The sequence below is a fragment of the Daejeonella sp. genome (assembly GCF_044232565.1).
Classification (GTDB): domain Bacteria; phylum Bacteroidota; class Bacteroidia; order Sphingobacteriales; family Sphingobacteriaceae; genus Daejeonella.
Window position 1 is genome coordinate 1 of record NZ_JBIILQ010000025.1, and the last position, 19,451, is coordinate 19,451.

Consider the following 19,451-nt stretch of genomic DNA (forward strand, 5'->3'; position numbering starts at 1 on the left):
AATATGCGTACAGCAATTGATCACGGATTATCTGAAAGTCAGGCTTTAAAATCACTAACAACAATTCCAGCAGAAATACTAGGAGTATCTGAACAATTAGGTACCCTAAGCAAAGGGAAACTGGCAAATTTTATCATCACATCTGATAATATCTTCAAGAAAGATAATATTATTTATGAGAATTGGGTTCAAGGAAGTCGCTTTAACGTTGCCAAAATGGACATTTCCGACCTTAGGGGGACTTATACCTTAACCATGGATGGAAGTGTGTTGGAAATAAAAATTGGTGGAAGCACTGGCTCATACGACCTAAATGTGGAACGGAAGGGTGCCGATAGCATTAAGGTAAAAGGTAATATTACTCGTACAGGAGACTTATTAAGTATGAATTTCAACTTGAAGAAAAATCCTGAAGGGACTACCCGCTTAAGTGGCTATATCAGCTCTGTTTCACCCCTTAATTTCCAAGGTGAAGCTATTTTAGCAGATGGAACAAGTAAAAAATGGAATGCTTCATTTAAAGAAGAGTTCAAAGAACAAGCAAAAAAGGAAAGCTTGAAACCGGTTATAAGTACCGGACCAGTTATTTATCCTTTGATTGCCTTTGGTTATACAGAAGCACCCAAATCGGAGCTCGTTTTATTTAAAAATGCAACGGTATGGACCAATGAAAAAGAAGGAAAGCTCAGCAATACCGATGTTTTAATTGAAGGTGGAAAGATAAAATCAATTGGCAAAAACCTATCTGCAGGTTCTGCAAAAGTTATTGATGCCAGTGGAAAACATATAACAGCGGGAATTATTGATGAACACTCACATATATCTGGCAGCGGTGGAATAAATGAAGGTGCTCAATCTGTAAGTTCTGAAGTGCGCATTGCAGATATCATTACCTCCGAAGATATCAATATCTATCGCCAGTTAGCGGGTGGAGTTACCTCATCACAAATTCTACATGGTTCTGCAAATGCCATTGGTGGACAATCGCAATTAATTAAACTAAGATGGGGCAAAAACCCTGAAGAACTTAAATTTGAAGGTAGCGATGGTTTCATCAAATTTGCTTTAGGTGAAAATGTGAAGCAGAGTAATTTTCAAATCCCAGGAGGAAATTTACGCTTCCCACAATCAAGAATGGGTGTTGAGCAGGTATTTATTGATGCCTTTACACGAGCTAAAGAGTACAAGGCCGCAAGAGCTGTCAAAGGAAATAATGTAAGGCCAGACTTAGAGCTAGATGCATTAGTAGAGATCCTAGATAATAAGCGTTTTATCACTTGTCACTCTTATGTACAATCTGAAATTAATATGCTAATGCATGTGGCAGATTCTATGGGTTTCAAAATCAATACATTCACCCATATTTTAGAGGGTTATAAAGTAGCAGACGGAATGCAGAAGCGTGGAATTGCCGCCTCAACATTCAGTGATTGGTGGGCCTATAAAAATGAAGTTGCGGAGGCTATTCCATATAATGGTAAGCTGATGCATGAGGTGGGCGTATTAACTGGATTTAATTCGGATGATGCTGAAATGGCTAGAAGATTAAATCAGGAAGCTGCAAAAGCCATTACTTATGGTGGAATGAGTGAAGAAGATGCATTAAAGTTGGTTACTTTAAATCCGGCGAAAATGCTTCATATTGATAATCGTGTAGGCAGTGTAAAAGTTGGAAAGGATGCCGATTTAGTACTTTGGTCGGATAATCCACTTTCCATTTATGCAAAAGCTGAAAAAACTTTCGTGGATGGTATTGCCTATTGGGATATCGATCAGGATGCACAAAAGCAGAAAGAATTAAAGGCAGAGCAAGGTAGAATTATCCAGAAAATGATGGATGCTAAAAGTGGTGGAGCTGCAACTGTTCGGCCAAGCATGCAACGCCAAAGCCTTTACGAATGTGAGACATTGGAAAACCTAGACCTTAGTGCACAAAATCAATAATCAAGAAAATGAAGATTAACATGAAAAAATATATAGGATTTGCGAGTTTATTGCTTTGTGCAGGATTCGCATTCGGACAAGCCACAATTATGCCTTCAAAGCCACAGAAAAAGGCGGTAACAATTGTTGGAGCAAGTATTCATACTGGCGCGGGACAAGTGATAGAAAATGGGTATATCAGCTTTGAAAATGGAAAAATTACCGGAATGGGGAAAGCTGATGGGGCAGATTTAAATGCAAGTAATAGCACGATAATCAATGCAAAAGGAAAACATGTTTATCCTGGATTTATTGCACCAAATACGTCCCTCGGATTAATAGAAGTTGAGTCGGGAGCAAAAGGTACAGATGACCAAGAAGATATTGGTCTAATTAACCCACACATCCGCTCAATAATTGCTTACAATACCGATTCGAAAGTTATTCCGACATTACGTTCAAATGGAATTTTAATGGCTGAACCTACACCCGCAGGCGGACTAGTATCTGGTCAGTCGTCTGTTGTAGTTCTTGATGGCTGGAACTGGGAAGATGCAGCTTATAAAAAAGATATTGGTATCCACATTAATTGGCCTGCACTTAGGGGTCGTGGTGGTTTCGGACAAGGTGCGGGATCTCCTGCAACAGATCCAAAGGAGGCACAACAAAAACAAATTAGCGATTTAGAAAATTATTTTATCGAAGCAAAAGCCTATTCAGAATTGGCGAAGCCAGCCGAATTTAATTCGCGTTTTGATGCAATGAAAGGACTATTTAACGGAAGGAAAAAATTGTTTGTCCACGTAAATGGTTCAAAAGACATCATTATGGCTGTACAATTGGCTAAAAAGTTTGGCATGAGTGCTGTTATTGTAGGTGGTACTGAATCTTATTTAGTAACTGATTTTCTGCGTGATCAGCAAGTCCCAGTTATTATAGTAGAAACACAAACACTCCCCGACAGAACAGAAGACGATGTTTACTTACCTTATAAACTTCCTAAGCTACTTCAGGATGGTGGTGTGCTTTATTCGCTAACTGGTACCGGATACTGGCGCCAACGCAACTTACCTTTTGAAGCAGGAACAGCTGTAGCATATGGCTTAACAAAAGAACAAGCCCTATCTATGATTAGCCTCAATACAGCTAAAATTCTAGGAATTGATAAAACAACTGGAAGTTTAGAAAAAGGAAAGGATGCAACGCTATTTATTTCTGGTGGAGATGCCCTTGATATGCTAGGAAATAAGGTTGAAACAGCTTTCATCCAAGGACGCACGATTAATCTGGATAACTTACACAAGCAATTGTACAAAAGATACTCTGATAAATATGAACTGAAATAGTTCAAAAATATACTAAATAAATAAGCTCCTGATGGGCAGGAGCTTATTTAAAAAACCAATTATAAACCTTATGAATGCGGTTTGCTGTAGGGGAAGGATTCGAACCTTCACGAAGCAGTTATTTCCCTGTTACAGTATTTCCCAAATCTTCGCCACCGAGACGAGGAGGTGTGTCTGCCAAATTTCACCACCCTACAGTGTGTAAACAATTATTTTCTTATTGCTTGATACAAATGTAAGTAAAGTGCTAGTTTCTTGCAAATATTTTAATCATTTATTTTAATTTTTACTAATTTATCAATAAAATATTATTTTTGGTATGAATTTAATAATATAATAACATCTTTCAAGGAGGAAATTTCAAAACTGTTAATGTAAAATAGGGAGTACAAATCATCCAAAAATCCCCTAAAATAAATAAGCTCCTGATGGGCAGGAGCTTATCTAAACTAACCAATTATAAACCTGTCGAATAAGGTTTGCTGTAGGGGAAGGATTCGAACCTTCACAAAGATTTATTTCCCCCTTAAGTTCCTAAATCTTCGCCACCGAGACGAGATGGTGTGTCTGCCAAATTTCACCACCCTACAGTGTACAAGCAATCATTTTCTTTAATTGCACTCTCAAATGTAAATTAATGGCTTATTTATTACAAATATTTTAATAAACTATTTTAATTTTTACATAAACAATAATTATATTGCAAGATTATTAATAATTCATTAATTAGAAATGGAAAACCGTAACCAAAATTTCGAACTTGACAATCTGGATACTCAGATTTTATCCATACTAATGGAAGATGCCACCATTCCATACACCGAAATTGCAAAAAAACTGATTGTTTCTGGAGGAACAATACATGTAAGGATGAAGAAAATGCAAGACTTGGGCATCATCAAAGGATCGCACCTAATTATAGACCCACAACGCGTTGGATATGATATTTGCGCTTTCTTAGGTATTTACCTTGAAAAAGGTTCTCAATACAAAGATGCCGTAGAAAATCTCAAGAAAATAAAGGAGGTAGTTGAACTTCATTATACTACTGGATCCTACAGCATGTTTGCCAAGATTATTTGCAGAGATACCAACCATTTAAGGCAAGTACTTAATGAGGATATTCAGGGGGTAAAGGGTATTCAGCGGACAGAAACATTAATATCTCTTGAGGAAAGTATAAAAAGACAGATTACAATTTAATTAATCATAAAAAAGCACCCTGAAATAAATTCAGGGTGCTTTTTTATGATTTTTAATTCTATGCTTCCTTGTATAGGACGCTCTTTACCGCTTTTACTACCTTATCTGCGTTTGGAAGTGCTTCCGCAATCAAAGTTGGAGCATATGGTAAAGGAACATCAGCACAAGCAACACGAAGTACCGGAGCATCTAAGAAATCGAAAGCGTCTTTTTGAACTTTGAAAGCTACCTCAGTTGCAATTGATCCAAGTGGCCATGCTTCTTCAACAAAAACCATACGGTTAGTCTTTTTAACAGACTTAATTACGGTTTCATAATCAATCGGACGAACAGTACGAAGATCGATTACTTCTGCATTGATACCCTCTTTATTTAATTGTTCTACAGCAGGCATAACCACGCGTGTAAGCATTTTACCAAAAGTTACTATCGTAACATCAGTACCTTCCTTTACAATGTTTGCCTTGCCTATTGGAATATAATATTCTTCTTCAGGAACTTCTCCTTTATCACCATACATTACCTCCGACTCCATGAAAATAACTGGATCTGGATCAATAATAGCTTGTTTCAATAAACCCTTAGCCTCATAAGGAGTAGATGGAATCACTACTTTTAATCCGGGACAATTCGCATACCAATTCTCAAAATTCTGTGAGTGTTGTGCACCTAATTGACCTGCATTTCCTGTGGGGCCTCTAAAAACAATCGGACAAGAAAATTGACCGCCACTCATGCTAAGCACCTTTGCAGCTGCATTAATTACCTGATCTATTGCAACAAGAGAGAAGTTAAAAGTCATGAATTCAATAATCGGATTTAACCCGTTCATTGCTGCGCCAACGCCTATCCCAGCAAAACCTAATTCGGCAATTGGAGTATCGATAACTCTTTTTGCACCGAATTCTTCAAGCATTCCCTGACTCACTTTGTAGGCTCCATTGTACTCAGCAACCTCTTCACCCATTAAGAAGACTTTGTCGTTTTTACGCATCTCTTCATTTAATGCTTCACGAAGCGCCTCTCTGAACTGTATTTCTCTCATTTGTAAATTCAATTTTTGGAAAGCAAATATAAGTTTAATTTTGAAATGAAACCATAATTTAGCCTTCTAAGGTGATTTTATAATAAATTTTACCCTTCTCAAGCAAAGAATAGTACTGGTTTAAAAATTAACAAAAATTGCACGTCAAATTTACTTGAATCTACATAAGATTTAAGCACGTTTAAAATCCTTTTGCTCCCTTACGCTGACAGATATCCTTAAAATTACAATAGCTACAAGACTCCAAATTATTTGTCTGACGAAAAGGAATTGCCGGATCAAATAGCTCGCTAAACTTTTCTTTCATCTTGAGCTCAAACTGTAGCTTATAATCACTTAAATTATCCTCTTTCAACTCAAAATCTTCTAATTTCGACTTTTTACTAAAGGTGCTTCCTCCTGAAAAATCTTTTACCGTATACAAATGTGGTTCAACCCCCTCCACATTTTTTGATTTTTCATAAACCAAGGTATAAAATAGCGTTTGTACCAAGGCTTTATTTTGATTTTTAACATCATCTGAAAACAAGCTTTCAAAATCTTTAAAAGCTAGACTATCCTTGCCCGTTTTATAATCTACAATTCTGGTCTTCCCTCGAATCGAATCAACCCTGTCAATAATACCTAATAACCTCACCTGCTCTTCTTTCCCATCAAGCTCAAAGCTAAATAAAGGAGTATATGCGTCCTTTTCTTCTAACTCCTTAATAACAAAGGGACTTATCGACACATCATGATCTAAGATTTTAAGGGCATATTGTTCGATTACCTTTAAGATGATCTGCTGTAAAGCACTAAGTGTTAAACTATCCAAATCAGGATTGAGTTTTAAGGCTTTAGACATTGCATTTTGACACATGGCAGGTACAAGCTTTTGACGCTGCACGATGTATTCCGCACTTACTTCCTTGCCAATCGAATCGCGATAAAAATGTTCCATTACATCATGAAGCATACTTCCCACAGTATTTGCTCCTATATGATCAGGAAGCTCCTCAGGTTTTTTTAATTTGGCAACTTTGTCGTAAAAGAACCTTAAAGAGCAGGTTAAATAATCATTAAAACCTGATGCCGAAATTTTATTTTCAAATTTAACATCGGAATGTCTTTGGAGATATTTTCTGAGCTTTTCAAGAACTAAACCCTTTTTTTCGACAATTATTTCTTGATTAGGCGGGTTTTCTATAGGCTGATTTTGCTGCAATACATAATTAAAACTGCAGGAGGTTTCAAATTCCAATTGCTTGACAAATCTACTTACTTCACTAGGGGAAGTATCACCATCAATGCCATTATAAACCAAGGTTACTTTTTTAGCACAGTGGAGCAATCGATAAAAGAAATAAGCAAATATTGAGTTCTGATTTTCAAGAACTGGTAAGCCAAATGCTCTTCTTACATTATCAGGTATAAAAGATGGTGTAATACTCACCTTAGGCAAAACACCCTCATTCATTCCCAAAACAACAAGCTCATCAAAATCTAGACATCTGCTTTCTAAAAGTCCCATAACCTGCAAACCAACCAAAGGCTCCCCATCAAAAGGAACTGATAATCCAGAAAGTGCACGTCTAATTAATTTGAAAATAAATCCCGGCTTAAGCTCCTGTTGTGCGGGACTATTTGTGAGCTCCTCAAAGCTATCCGACAAAACATTCAAGGTTTTTACCGCTTCGGCGATAAGTAAGCTTTCCAGCTTTCGTAAATCAGCAATCTTTTCGGAGATTAATAAAAGAAAACTTCCAAGGTTCCGAACAGACTGCACAGAGTTTTCAAATGGGCTAAAAGCCATCTCGGGAATTCTATCGATTTTTTTAAGTTCCTCGAGACTAAATCGAGCTTTCTTCTCTATAATGATTTCCTTATGAATCCGACTCCGATTTTCTTCAGAAATCCATATCAATGGATTAAAAATATAGCTTAGCACCTGAGGGTAGCTTATACTCATTTTATCCCCACTAGCAATTTCATCTTGAATTTTGAGCCACAAATCGCATAAGCCAAAAACCGCCGACTGCTCAAAGGGATAACCCATGGTGATGTTCAGACTTTCATCTTCAACAGTCTGAAGTACGGGCAACAACAGGCTTTCGTCAGCTAGAATAATAGCTTTTGAATCAGCTTCATTTTTACTTTCATGCCCTGCTAATACTTGTTTTAAAATCTTTCCCTGTGCCACCTTCCCCAATGCCTGAATAATGGTAAATTCTTTTTCAGGCACATTTATTCGGTTTTCCTTAACTTGAAACTGATTTTCGAGGCCAATAGTTTTTATATTCCTTCGGATAAAATGTCCGGCCTCCTGAATGGGATCAGAAAAATAATGCTCATCCGAATCAAAATAAAAGGAGCATAAACCTTGATCTTGCCAATTCTTAAATAAAAGCTCTTCCGCTTTTGAGAGCGCATTAAATCCTGCAAAAACTACATGCTTATACTTCTTCAGGAAATCGGAATCAGAATCTATCCCCTGTGCTAAATTACGGTACATTCTAGCACTAGTCACAAGATTTTGCTCTGCAAGGCGCTTATGAAAGTTTAGGTATAAACAAGGCATCCGATGCCACATTTCAATAAATTTTTCCTGAATGATGCTTTGCTTTTGTTGGGAAAAGGAAGCCCAAAAACTTTCCATAAATTCAAGCTGCTCCTTGTCGAAATTTGGAAACTGCTGCTCTAACTCAGCTATGCCACCAATAAGGTTAAAAACCTTTTCGGGATTAGCCAGGTAATAGTCGATTTGAGAGAAATCAGAAACAATAATTTCTGCTAAAGGATAAAAAACATCTGCACTTACAAGCTCCTTCCCTTCTTCAGCCAATAAAAGGTTGTACTCCGTCAAAAGAACAAAAAACTGCTTGAGCTGGGAAGCACAAACCTTTGATGTTGATTCGGCAAAAAATTGCTGAATTGTAAAAAAATGAGGACTCCAAATGGGCTTACGACTAACTTCTGCTAGATATTTTTTTAAGAATAACTGAGGCCTTTTATTATTGAAAACAATCGCTACATGCTGGAGGTCCTTGCCAAATCGATCCAAAAGATCAGCCGCAAGGCGGTGTAAGAATTTATCTGTTGACTTGCTATTCATGATTAAACCTTTTGAAGTTTACGATCTTGTGCATACCATAAATAGGCATCAACTTGCTTAAATTCACCCATTTTTATTAAATTATCACGATATACGCTGATATCGTTTACGTATTTTTTATTCTGTTCGCCAAATTTGAAATCAAGTAAAATGGCACGGTCATCTAAAATAAATAGCTTATCAGGTCTTTTAACAATACCCGAATCAATAATCATATCCTTTTCACTGATAATTGACTTGGCAGTATCAAACCATTGCCTAATTTCATCCTGCATCAATACATCTTCAACTGCGGCCCGAATTTCTTCTCGCTCAGTATCTCGAATGAATCCCTCCTGCACCTTTTCCGCAATTAGTTTATCCAAATTATCCTTCGCACTTAGGGTTTCGAGAATTTTATGGAGTACAATGCCTTTTCTTTGCTTAGCATTATACCAGACATCCTCATTCATACTATTTCGCTTGAAGCGCTCGGTTAATTGCTCATTCACTGGATAGGATCTAAGCATCAAAGATTTATGAATTTTATGATCCTCGCTTTGATCATACTTAGAGGGAATTTCACCAAAACTGTAAAGATTATCTTCAAAAGTTAGCTTAAGTCCTGCGCCCTCTCCCAATTGGAGCAATTCGGAAAGAACTAATTGCAACTCATTTATTGGCCCTTTTTTATCCTTTTTAGGTTTTGGAGTTTTGGGACAAATAATACAGAGATAATCTTTTGCCCTTGTGCTAGCCACATAAAGTGTATTTAGCTCATCCATGTAATTAAGGAGTACTTCTTCAAAATAATCAGCTGCAAATACCGTAGAAGATAAATTTTTAGTGAAATCTACCGGCAAAGACCTGAAATTGGGAAATCCTGCAGCCTCTGCATCCACCCAAAGTAATTTACTTCTAGCACCAGTTGAAGAAGTGTTAAGTTTCCAGTTTAGGAAAGGAATAATCACTGCTCTAAATTCGAGCCCCTTGGATTTATGGACGGTCATCACTTGTACCGCATCCTGATTTTCTGAGGATGGAAGAGCCTTGTCTGAACCTTCATTTTCCCACCAATCTATAAAAGCTGCGATTCCCTGATCCCCTGACGAGGAGAAAGCTGCCATTTGATCCCGAAAAGCAAGTAAATATGGAATATAACTTTCTGACTTTAAATCACCTATGCCATAAATTTTAATTAATGTTTCTGCCAGTTCATTGATAGGCAAATGGCGATAAGACTGGTAGTTGGAACACAACTGCACTGGCAAGACATCCGATAGGTCTGATATTGGTTTTAAAGTGAAATTAAGCCACTCCTGACTATCAATACCAATTTGTTCACTATTAGGATGTTGAATTTGATACCATAATCGGGCGCACTCAGCCTTGAAAATTCCACTTTCTGGCTCATGTACAATCAGTAATTTAAATGTGCTCAGCAGTAATTTAACTGCCGCATTATTCTTGATTTTTAAGGCTTCCCCAGATATAACTTGGAAGGTTTTACCTGCTGCATGTGTTAATTTTTCGTGATTATCCTTTTCAAAAATACAATTTACTATTCTTTCAGCTTCCTCATTCTTCCGTACTAAAATACCAATGTCACGCATAGCGAAACCTTCCGACAAAAGATTTAAAAGACGATCAATGGTATAACTTTCTGCTAAAGGATTAACATCATCATCCACTTCAGGTTCTTCATCCTTATAAAAAAACTTGACTTCTATTTTCCCTCCTCCTGTTGTGCCATCGGTAATCAATTGATTACTGCCCTCATAGGCCATTTCAACTAGCTTTGAATTTGTTAAATCCCAATATTCTTGAAGATTGGAATGCCCCGATTCGGCGAAAATACCATTAAGCTGATTTTGTAGAACTTTTGGTAGATTATCATAAAGAAAGTTGTTAAAATGTATTACATTTTCAGAACTCCTACGATTGAAAACAAGTTCCTCTTCAGTTACATTGTCTGCTAAAAGATTCCTTTTGAGCTCACTATGAAGAATTCGCCAATCTCCGTTTCGCCAACGATAAATCGATTGTTTAACATCTCCTACCACCAAATGAGAAGCATGACCCTCTAAACCACCTTCTGAAATTGCATTTTTTACCAAGGGCAAAAAGTTCATCCACTGAAAGGAACTCGTGTCCTGAAACTCATCAAATAAGAAGTGCTTAAATTTATTGCCGGTTTTTTCCCAAATAAAGGAAGGATTGTCTACATCAGATCCTGTAATACCCCTAAGTAATTGTTGAGCATCAGAAATTAACAGTACTTTATTTTCTGAGCGATAGTTTTTCAGCAACTCAGCCATGCCTTGCATCAGGCGTAGGTAATCACTATTTTTTGCAATGGCACAGTATGTTTCATAAAGCCGAAATCCTTCTCTGTAGCTGCCATACAGGTCCGCCAACAAAGGATTAACCTGCTCATACAAGAACTCAACAACAGATGTATTTTTAATGGATTTGTGCGGCCAAGTGTTAAAATCATCTATGTATTTTTCAAAAGCATTGATAAGAGCAAAATCTTCCTCAAGAATTTTGTCAAGTTTGAATAAAGGGTTTCTACTTTGCTGATCAAGCATTCCCTTGTCGATATCAGTAGCATCAAATATTTCTTTGATGCGGGTAGTTTTTTGAATAATATCGTCCTTAAAAACCCTAATACTCTGATTCACCTGCGCCTTCAAAGCATTAAACTCCTTTGACTGATCATCCCCCATTGAATGCATGGCCTCTTGAAAAGGATGATAGCGTTCTTTAAAAATCTCACTAGCGAGGTCTTTTAATGATCTTCTATAATCCCAGTCCTTATTATCGTTAATGCGTTCCATAGCCAAATTGCTAACCCATTGCAATAATTCGGAATCCTGTTCAAGACGGGAGTTTAGAGCCTCAACAAGCTCCGTTTTAACCTTATCAATTTTCAGCTCTAGCTTATAGCCACTGTCGAGGTTCAGCTCAAAGGCAAAACTGCGAATTAACTGCTGCACAAAACCATCAATGGTACTTACTGAAAAGCGACTATAATCGTGAAGAATTGAACTATATATTTGGCTAGCTTTGATTCTTAATTCCTGATCGCTAAGGCTAGGGAAGCTTTCTTTTAATATTCCGGCAAATTTTGATTTCTCAAATCCATGATTAGCCAAATCCTCTAATGCGCTCAAAATACGTTCCTTCATTTCGGCAGTAGCCTTATTGGTGAACGTAACGGCCAAAATTTCACGAAACTTACCATTCCCACTAAATAGAAGGGTAAGATAATGTGCTGTTAAGGTAAAGGTTTTACCAGATCCAGCAGATGCCCGAACTAATTTTAATGCTTTTTGTTGAGGCATGCTAATGTGTTAAGGTTAGTTAATTTTGGCTATGAAGATTCAGATTTTTACTAAAATATTGATTTTATCTATCACTTAGATCTCGATATCCCCAAAATTTTTATAAAAAAGACGGCAAAATTCTCATTTTGCCGTCACTTTGATTTAAATAAAGATTTAAAACTTATTGAATTAAACCGTCGCCATTTTTAAAACTAGAATTTATCGTAACAGGAAGTCTTCCGCTGGCTTTTAAACCGCCATTTATCACACGAAAGCTTGCATTTTGAGCTTCCTTCGTATTCTGATAATTCATTAGAATCGTTTTAGCTGATTCTATTCCGGGTAAACCGGCAAGACTATATGGATTTGCAAAAATAGCGAAGAGACTATTCATTCCACTTAGCTCACCAATAAATGCTTTTAAACTTTTATTATAATCCAAAACAGGAGCCGGACGTTTTCTCATATCGTGGATACCCACAATAATTTGATCATAGCCCTTTAATTCTTTACGCACATTATCAAGCTCTTGGTCTGTAATATTTTTAGGTAAAATATAATTCATTGAATTCGATAAAACGGGTCTTAAACTAGTTTGAAGAACACTAAGCTCATTGATGCCAATACTTAAAATGGCAGTTTTTTTTGTCCTATCATAATTTTTTAACTGAATATCTCCATTTAAAAGAGTTATAGCGGCATCAGCAAGCTTTTGATTAAGTACAGCGGCATCCCTGCGGTTTAAATCTGCAATCAGGTTATTGGCTTGAACATTCTTATTAGTATGAAGACCTGCCCAATACTTACTGTACAATATTTTTTTAACACTCGCATTTACTTGGCTCCAAGCCAATTTGTTCTTCCTAATTGCTTGTCTCACCAACTTGACTGCTCTTTTTGAATTACCAGAAAGTTCAATCACATCCAAACCTGCCATAATTCCAAGTACATCTGCCTCTCCATTAGGAAAAAATTTAGCGACGCCCTTCATTTCCATAGCATCAGAAAAGATCAGGCCCTTAAAGCCTAATTCCTCTTTCAATAAAGTAGTAATAATTGGCTTGGATAAGGTTGAAGGAAGGTTAGGAGTATTATCTAGTGCAGGAATATTCATATGTGCAACCATCATTCCTGATGCTCCTTCTTTAATCAATTCCTTAAAAGGATAGAGTTCAATTGAATCAAGACGCGCTTTGGTAAAAGGTAATTTAGGAAGGTCATAATGTGAATCCACGTCTGTATCCCCATGCCCAGGGAAGTGCTTTACACTCACAATCACCTGATTATCTTGTAAACCCTTCATATAAGCGGTAACTTTTTCTGCAACTTTAAATTTATTGTCACCAAAAGAGCGAAAGCCAATAACTGGATTTTTGGGGTTATTATTTATATCAGCAACAGGAGCAAAATTAACATGCATGCCGATTCGCTTAAAATCTAAAGCAACCTGTCGGCCCATTTCATAAATTAATGTATTATCTTGAATTGCACCGAGTGTTAACTGGTAAGGGAAAGATACTGTACTATCCAAACGCATCCCCAGTCCCCATTCTCCATCCATGGCAAGCATCAAAGGCACCTTACTAATCGACTGGTAGCGGTTAGTTAAAAGTGCTTGCCGTACCGGACCACCCTGAAAGAAGACTAATCCACCAATTCGCTCCTTTTTAATCACTTTGGCAATAGAATCTTCAAATGCCTGACCCTTATCAGTATGCGCTCTAACCATGAACATTTGGGCTATGCGATCACGTTTACTCAATTTTTTGAATACCGAATCTACCCATGCATTGGGTTCATCCATTCCTCCAATAAAAGATTTTGGTGATTGAGCAAAACCCGTTAACGGAATTAAAAATGCAATTACGAGGACAATTTGTTTTAATTTTTTATACATGCGATAATAAGATCAATTTATTTTTGTTTTAAAATTAACATTTAAAAAAGTCATAGCAATAGAAAATTGATGCTCTAATGAAGAAATATTAAATAGTCGCCTTATATTTTGTTTTTGGAAGTTGTTAAAGCATCATTCAATAAAATTAGGCCCAAAAATAAAAACCCCCGTATTACGGAGGCTTTATATAAATTTTAAATGAGAACGATTTATTTTATTGACTAATAGTGATCTCCGATATCTGCCAGTTACTTTCTACAAGAGTGAACTTGAGATTAAACCTATAGGTGCCTGTTATATCCATCTCATTACCGTTGATGTTTCCAACTCCTTCAACCTTTAAATCAGCAGAAGCATCGGCCTTGGAGCCGTCAATTTTAAATGTTCTGTTTAGGGCTTCCGACTTGCTAATAGAGTAAAAACCCTGAGTAAAAGCCATGATAATTCCTGATTTATTCAATGTGCTGCCAGTAGGTTCATACATTTTGCATCCATCATTTAAATTGGCTTGCATCCAAACCTTATCTTTTTTTACAAGAGCTAAAGAAAAACTATCAACCAAGCTACTCAATTGATCTTCATCGCTTGAAGGCAATGGAGTGCTATTTGCTGTGCTAATAGAAAAGGCAAGTAAGAATATAATAAGAAGGTGTTTCATGAGCATTAATTTTATAAATGTTGAGTTATTTCAGCAGACATAGGTGTAACAGCTGACCGAAACCTGTGTATTAGTTGGCCATTTTCATCAATTAAGAATTTCTCAAAATTCCATTTAATATCACCTGTAAAATCAGGGTTTTCTGTACTTGTTAAATGCTTAAATAATGGGGAAATATCTGCTCCTTTTACACTACTTTTTTCAGCAAGCGGGAAGGTAACACCAAAATTCTTCTGACAGAACTCTTTAATATTTAAATTTTCGCCAGGTTCTTGTCCGCCAAAATTGTTAGCAGGAAAACCAATGACTACCAATTTGCCTTTATAGGCATCAGCAAGCTTTTGAAGTTCTGCATATTGCTTGGTATAGCCACATTTAGATGCAGTATTCACAATGAGGATCTTTTTGCCTTTATATTTACTAAGGTCAAGATTTTTTCCGTCAATATCTTGAACCTTGAAGGTAAAAACTGAGGGCGGAGTGCTCATAAACATGGTTAGTATTAAAAGTAAAGTTTTCATGATTTAAAGTTAAAGTTTAAAAACTGATTATGAGTTAATATAGCAATAAAGAATTAAAAAAAAAATTATTTGACAATGAGCGGATAAATAATAATCACCTCAATTTCATAGTATGTAATCTTAAACCCAACGTTTCAAAGGAATATAATCAGAAAATATAAATGACCAGAAACTATGATACTTGCATCAAAATACAATTTTAGAAGAAAATATTACAATTTTTGATTGATTTATTTCCAATAAAAAAGCCCTGCTATTTTTAGCAGGGCTTTAAGCTTTCGCCTATAAACTATACTTTTTTAACTACATCCGCCTTGCGTACCGCAATTCAGACACTTGTAACAAGTTCCAGATCTAACGGTTATGTGACCGCAATTAGTACAAGCTGGAGCGTCAGACTGACCACCACCAGAGATGTCGAGAACTGGCTTCAATTTTAATCCTAATGCTGGTTTGGATACCTTAACTTGATTTTCTGCAAATGAATTACTCATATCTGTATTAACATCTTCATCTGCCATTTGAGGATTTCCCAAAACAACCTTTTGTTCAGTTAATACATGTACTAGATCAGTACGGTTCAAGTACTCATATCCAAGCATTCTGAAAATATAATCAACTATAGATGTTGAGCTCTTAATATTATCATGACCGCTAACCATACCAGATGGCTCAAAACGGGTGAATGTAAATTTATCAACAAACTCTTCCAATGGCACACCGTATTGAAGTCCGACAGATACAGCAATTGAGAAACAGTTCATTAAAGAACGGAAAGTTGCGCCTTCTTTGTGCATATCAACGAAGATTTCACCTAGCGTGCCATCTTCATACTGTCCTGTGCGAACAAATACTGTTTGACCTCCCACAGATGCCTTTTGAGTGAATCCACCGCGCTTACTTGGTAAGTTTTTGCGCTCTACAACAGAAGATAATTGACGCTTAAACTTTGTGTCAGTAGAACGCTCTAAGATTGCTCTTGCTGCTTCTAACACTTGATCTGCTGTTAGGTCGCTCAATTTAACATTTGCTGCTTCACCTAAAACTTCGTCAACAGTATCTAATTTATCCTCCTTGCTATCAGACGATTTGGTTGATAATGGCTGAGATAATTTACAACCATCACGATAAAGAGCGTTAGCTTTAACACCAAGTTTCCATGATAATTCATAACAATCTTTAATCTCTTCAACTGTTGCCTCATTTGGCAAATTAACAGTCTTTGAAATCGCACCAGATAGGAAAGGTTGTGCTGCAGCCATCATTTTGATATGGCCATGAGCATGAATATAGCGCTCACCCTTCTGTCCGCATTTGTTAGCACAATCAAATATCTCGTAATGCTCTTCTTTCAAATAAGGAGCACCTTCAACAGTCATTGTTCCACAGATATATTCGTTTGCTTCAGCAATTTGCTGGCGATTGAAACCAATGGCGCGTAACAGATTGAAATCAGGAGAAGAATATTGCTCAGCTTTGAATCCTAAACGATTTAAACACTCTTCACCAAGACTCCACTGATTAAATACGAAACCTATTTCAAAAGCAGCAAGCAGCGATTTGTCAATTTTTTCTAATTCATCTTGAGTGAATCCTTTGGCAGCAAGGCTATCGAAATTAATGTGTGGTGCTCCGTTAAGTGTGGCGGCACCTTTAGCATAATTAACGATTGCCTCAATTTCATGCTCTTTATAACCTTGGTTACGTAAAGCAGCAGGAACACCTTGATTAATGATTTTAAAGTAACCACCACCAGAAAGCTTTTTGAATTTTACCAATGCAAAATCTGGCTCAATACCGGTTGTGTCACAATCCATTACTAAACCGATGGTTCCAGTTGGAGCGATTACTGTAGTCTGAGCGTTGCGATATCCATATTTTTCGCCTAGCTCAACTGCTTTATCCCATGCATTACATGCAGCAGATAATAAGTAATCAGGGCAGAACTTAGGATTGATACCCATAGGAGCAATCTCTAATCCTTCATATGAATCGGTATTGTAAGCAGCATAACGGTGATTACGCATCACACGTAACATGTGTTTTTTATTGTCTTCGTATTTCTTGAAAGTTCCTAGCTCCTTAGCCATTTCTGCCGAAGTTGAATAAGCCGTACCTGTCATGATTGCGGTTAATGCCCCCCCAATTGCACGAGCTCTATCACTGTCATAAGGAATCCCTGAAACCATTAACATCGAACCTAAATTCGCATATCCTAAACCTAGTGTACGGTAATCATAAGATAACTGGGCTACTTCTTTAGATGGAAACTGCGCCATTAAAACAGAAATCTCTAGAACAACAGTCCAAACACGGCAAGCATGCTCAAAGCCCTTCACATCAAACACTAAAGTTTTAGGATCAAAGAAATGAGCTAAGTTAATTGAAGCTAAATTACAAGCCGTATTGTCCAAGAACATGTATTCTGAACAAGGGTTAGATGCATTGATACGACCACCTTCCGGGCAAGTATGCCATTCATTAATTGTGGTATCGTACTGCATACCAGGATCAGCACATGCCCAAGCAGCGAAGGAGATGTCTTGCCATAATTTTTCTGCAGAAATAGACTTAACAGGTTTTCCACTAATACGACCAATTAAATCCCAATTTTCACCATTTTCAAGTGCTTTAAAGAAAGAGTTTGGTACACGTACAGAGTTGTTTGAGTTTTGCCCTGAAACCGTGCGATAAGCTTCGCCTTCATAATCGGATGAGTAACCCGCAGCAATTAATGCAGCTACTTTTTTCTCTTCTTCAACTTTCCAATTTACAAAACCTTCAATTTCTGGATGGTCTAGATCTAGACAAACCATTTTAGCGGCACGTCTAGTAGTTCCACCAGATTTAATCGCTCCTGCAGCACGGTCACCAATTTTTAGGAAAGACATCAATCCGGATGAATAACCGCCACCTGAAAGTTTTTCACTTTCGCCACGAATGGAGGAGAAATTAGTCCCTACGCCCGAACCATATTTAAATATTCTTGCTTCTCTAACCCATAGATCCATAATACCACCATCATTCACCAAATCATCACTTACTGAAAGGATGAAACATGCATGTGGCTGAGGGCGTTCGTAGGCAGAGGTTGATTTTTCTAATTGATCTGTATCAGGATTTACAAAATAATGCCCTTGTGGCTTTCCTGTGATGCCGTAAGAGCTATGCAAGCCCGTATTGAACCATTGTGGTGAATTTGGTGCAGCTAACTGCCCAACAATAGTATAAACTAATTCATCATAAAAAATTGAGGCATCTTTTTTACTTGCAAAATAATTGTAACGCTCACCCCATGATTGCCAGCAATGAGCCATACGATGTGCTACTTGCTTAATGCTATTTTCTGATGAAGTTGTTCCATCTGGCTGGGGTACACCAGCTTTACGGAAATATTTTTGCGCTAAGATATCAGTAGCAACCTGACTCCAAGTTTCAGGCACTTCTACATTGTTCATTTCAAACACTGCATCACCTGCTGGATTACGAATTACCGAAGAACGGTTTTCATATTTAAAAAGATCGTAAACACTTACACCCTCTTTGGTGAAATATCTTTGGAATCCGAGACCCTTAGCGGTTCCATTCGTAGCTTTTTTGGTAGATGCTTTGGACATAATAAAATGAATGATGTTGTGATTGAACTAGTTAACCCCAAAAAAATGTTTGGGGGTTTTTCATCAAATTTATTAGATGATTGCATATATCTACAATCAGAGTTTTCCACAGATTCAAAGTGTATATACACCTTAACAGTCTCATCATAAGCAAAAGACTGGTTAATAAGCATTTAGCTATGTGGAAAACTCAAAAAAAGTACCTTCACATCTAAATTATAATACACTTGAATTTACGCAAAAAAAGCCAGATAAATCTGGCTTTTTTTATGGGTTATATGCCCTAAGGAATAGTTAGAACTAATTAAATTTTAATCGATAATTGAAACCTTTATCATATTGGTCTTGCCTTTTTTCTCTATCGGAATAGCGGCAGTGTTAATAACCACATTTCCGGTCTCTACTAAATTCTCCGACTTTAATATCTGGTTCACATCCCGGAAGGTCTTATCAGTACTCTCAAATCGGTCGTAATAGAATCCACGTACACCCCACAATAAACTCAGGGTATTAAGCAATTTAACATTACTAGTAAAAATAAATGTGGCAGCTTTCGGACGATAGCTTGATATTTCAAAAGCAGTATAACCAGATGAAGTCATTGAAATGATACCTACTGCACTGGTACTTTCGGCAAGAAATACGGCCGAACCACATACAGCATCACCCATGTACGTTGGGGAATTCTTGTTTAAAACTTTAGCGGTACTGTAGGGGTAATCATTTTCTTCCACATTCCTTACAATCTTTTGCATGGTTTCAATAACAATAAGTGGATATTCCCCAACAGATGTTTCACCACTTAGCATGACCGCATCAGCACCATCTAGAACTGAGTTAGC

11 protein-coding genes are annotated in these 19,451 nt (G+C 37.0%); 3 read left to right on the forward strand and 8 right to left on the reverse strand.

Annotated elements, in window-relative coordinates; all coding sequences use genetic code 11:
* The 3 genes from ACILQF_RS02710 to ACILQF_RS02720 all read left to right on the forward strand — a co-directional run.
* Nucleotides 1–1,944, forward strand: a 1,944-nt coding sequence (locus ACILQF_RS02710) for an amidohydrolase family protein (protein WP_395625878.1), incomplete at its 5' end; no start/stop codon positions are given.
* 20 nt (nucleotides 1,945–1,964) lie between these two features.
* On the forward strand, nucleotides 1,965–3,269 hold the full coding sequence (locus ACILQF_RS02715) for an amidohydrolase family protein (RefSeq protein WP_395625879.1): 1,305 nt from the start codon (nucleotides 1,965–1,967) through the stop codon (nucleotides 3,267–3,269).
* A gap of 732 nt (nucleotides 3,270–4,001) precedes the next feature.
* Nucleotides 4,002–4,472 carry an Lrp/AsnC ligand binding domain-containing protein gene (locus ACILQF_RS02720; protein WP_395625880.1) on the forward strand — a complete coding sequence of 157 codons (471 nt, stop codon included), beginning with the start codon at nucleotides 4,002–4,004 and terminating at the stop codon, nucleotides 4,470–4,472.
* A 58-nt stretch (nucleotides 4,473–4,530) separates the two neighbouring features.
* Here the strand turns inward: ACILQF_RS02720 and ACILQF_RS02725 are convergent, their stop codons facing one another.
* The 8 genes from ACILQF_RS02725 to ACILQF_RS02760 form a co-directional block, all read right to left on the reverse strand.
* A complete protein-coding gene (locus ACILQF_RS02725) occupies nucleotides 4,531–5,517 on the reverse strand; it encodes a pyruvate dehydrogenase complex E1 component subunit beta (protein ID WP_395625881.1) in 987 nt (328 codons plus the stop codon).
* A gap of 181 nt (nucleotides 5,518–5,698) precedes the next feature.
* A complete protein-coding gene (locus ACILQF_RS02730; RefSeq protein ID WP_395625882.1) occupies nucleotides 5,699–8,608 on the reverse strand; it encodes a PD-(D/E)XK nuclease family protein in 2,910 nt (969 codons plus the stop codon).
* Nucleotides 8,609–8,610: 2 nt separating this feature from the next.
* On the reverse strand, nucleotides 8,611–11,934 hold the full coding sequence (locus ACILQF_RS02735) for a UvrD-helicase domain-containing protein (RefSeq protein WP_395625883.1): 3,324 nt from the start codon (nucleotides 11,932–11,934) through the stop codon (nucleotides 8,611–8,613).
* Nucleotides 11,935–12,097: 163 nt separating this feature from the next.
* A complete protein-coding gene (locus ACILQF_RS02740; protein WP_395625884.1) occupies nucleotides 12,098–13,813 on the reverse strand; it encodes a glycoside hydrolase family 3 protein in 1,716 nt (571 codons plus the stop codon).
* A gap of 214 nt (nucleotides 13,814–14,027) precedes the next feature.
* The gene (locus ACILQF_RS02745; protein ID WP_395625885.1) at nucleotides 14,028–14,471 is read right to left on the reverse strand and encodes a nuclear transport factor 2 family protein; all 444 of its coding nucleotides are present in this window, start codon (nucleotides 14,469–14,471) and stop codon (nucleotides 14,028–14,030) included.
* 11 nt (nucleotides 14,472–14,482) lie between these two features.
* Nucleotides 14,483–14,992, reverse strand: coding sequence for a glutathione peroxidase (locus ACILQF_RS02750; RefSeq protein ID WP_395625886.1), 510 nt, complete (start codon nucleotides 14,990–14,992; stop codon nucleotides 14,483–14,485).
* A 299-nt stretch (nucleotides 14,993–15,291) separates the two neighbouring features.
* Nucleotides 15,292–18,609 (reverse strand): vitamin B12-dependent ribonucleotide reductase, encoded by a 3,318-nt coding sequence (locus ACILQF_RS02755; protein ID WP_395625887.1) that lies wholly within the window; start codon nucleotides 18,607–18,609, stop codon nucleotides 15,292–15,294.
* Between the two features lie 311 nt (nucleotides 18,610–18,920).
* Nucleotides 18,921–19,451: pyruvate kinase alpha/beta domain-containing protein (locus ACILQF_RS02760; RefSeq protein WP_395625888.1), on the reverse strand; the 531-nt coding region annotated here is incomplete at its 5' end.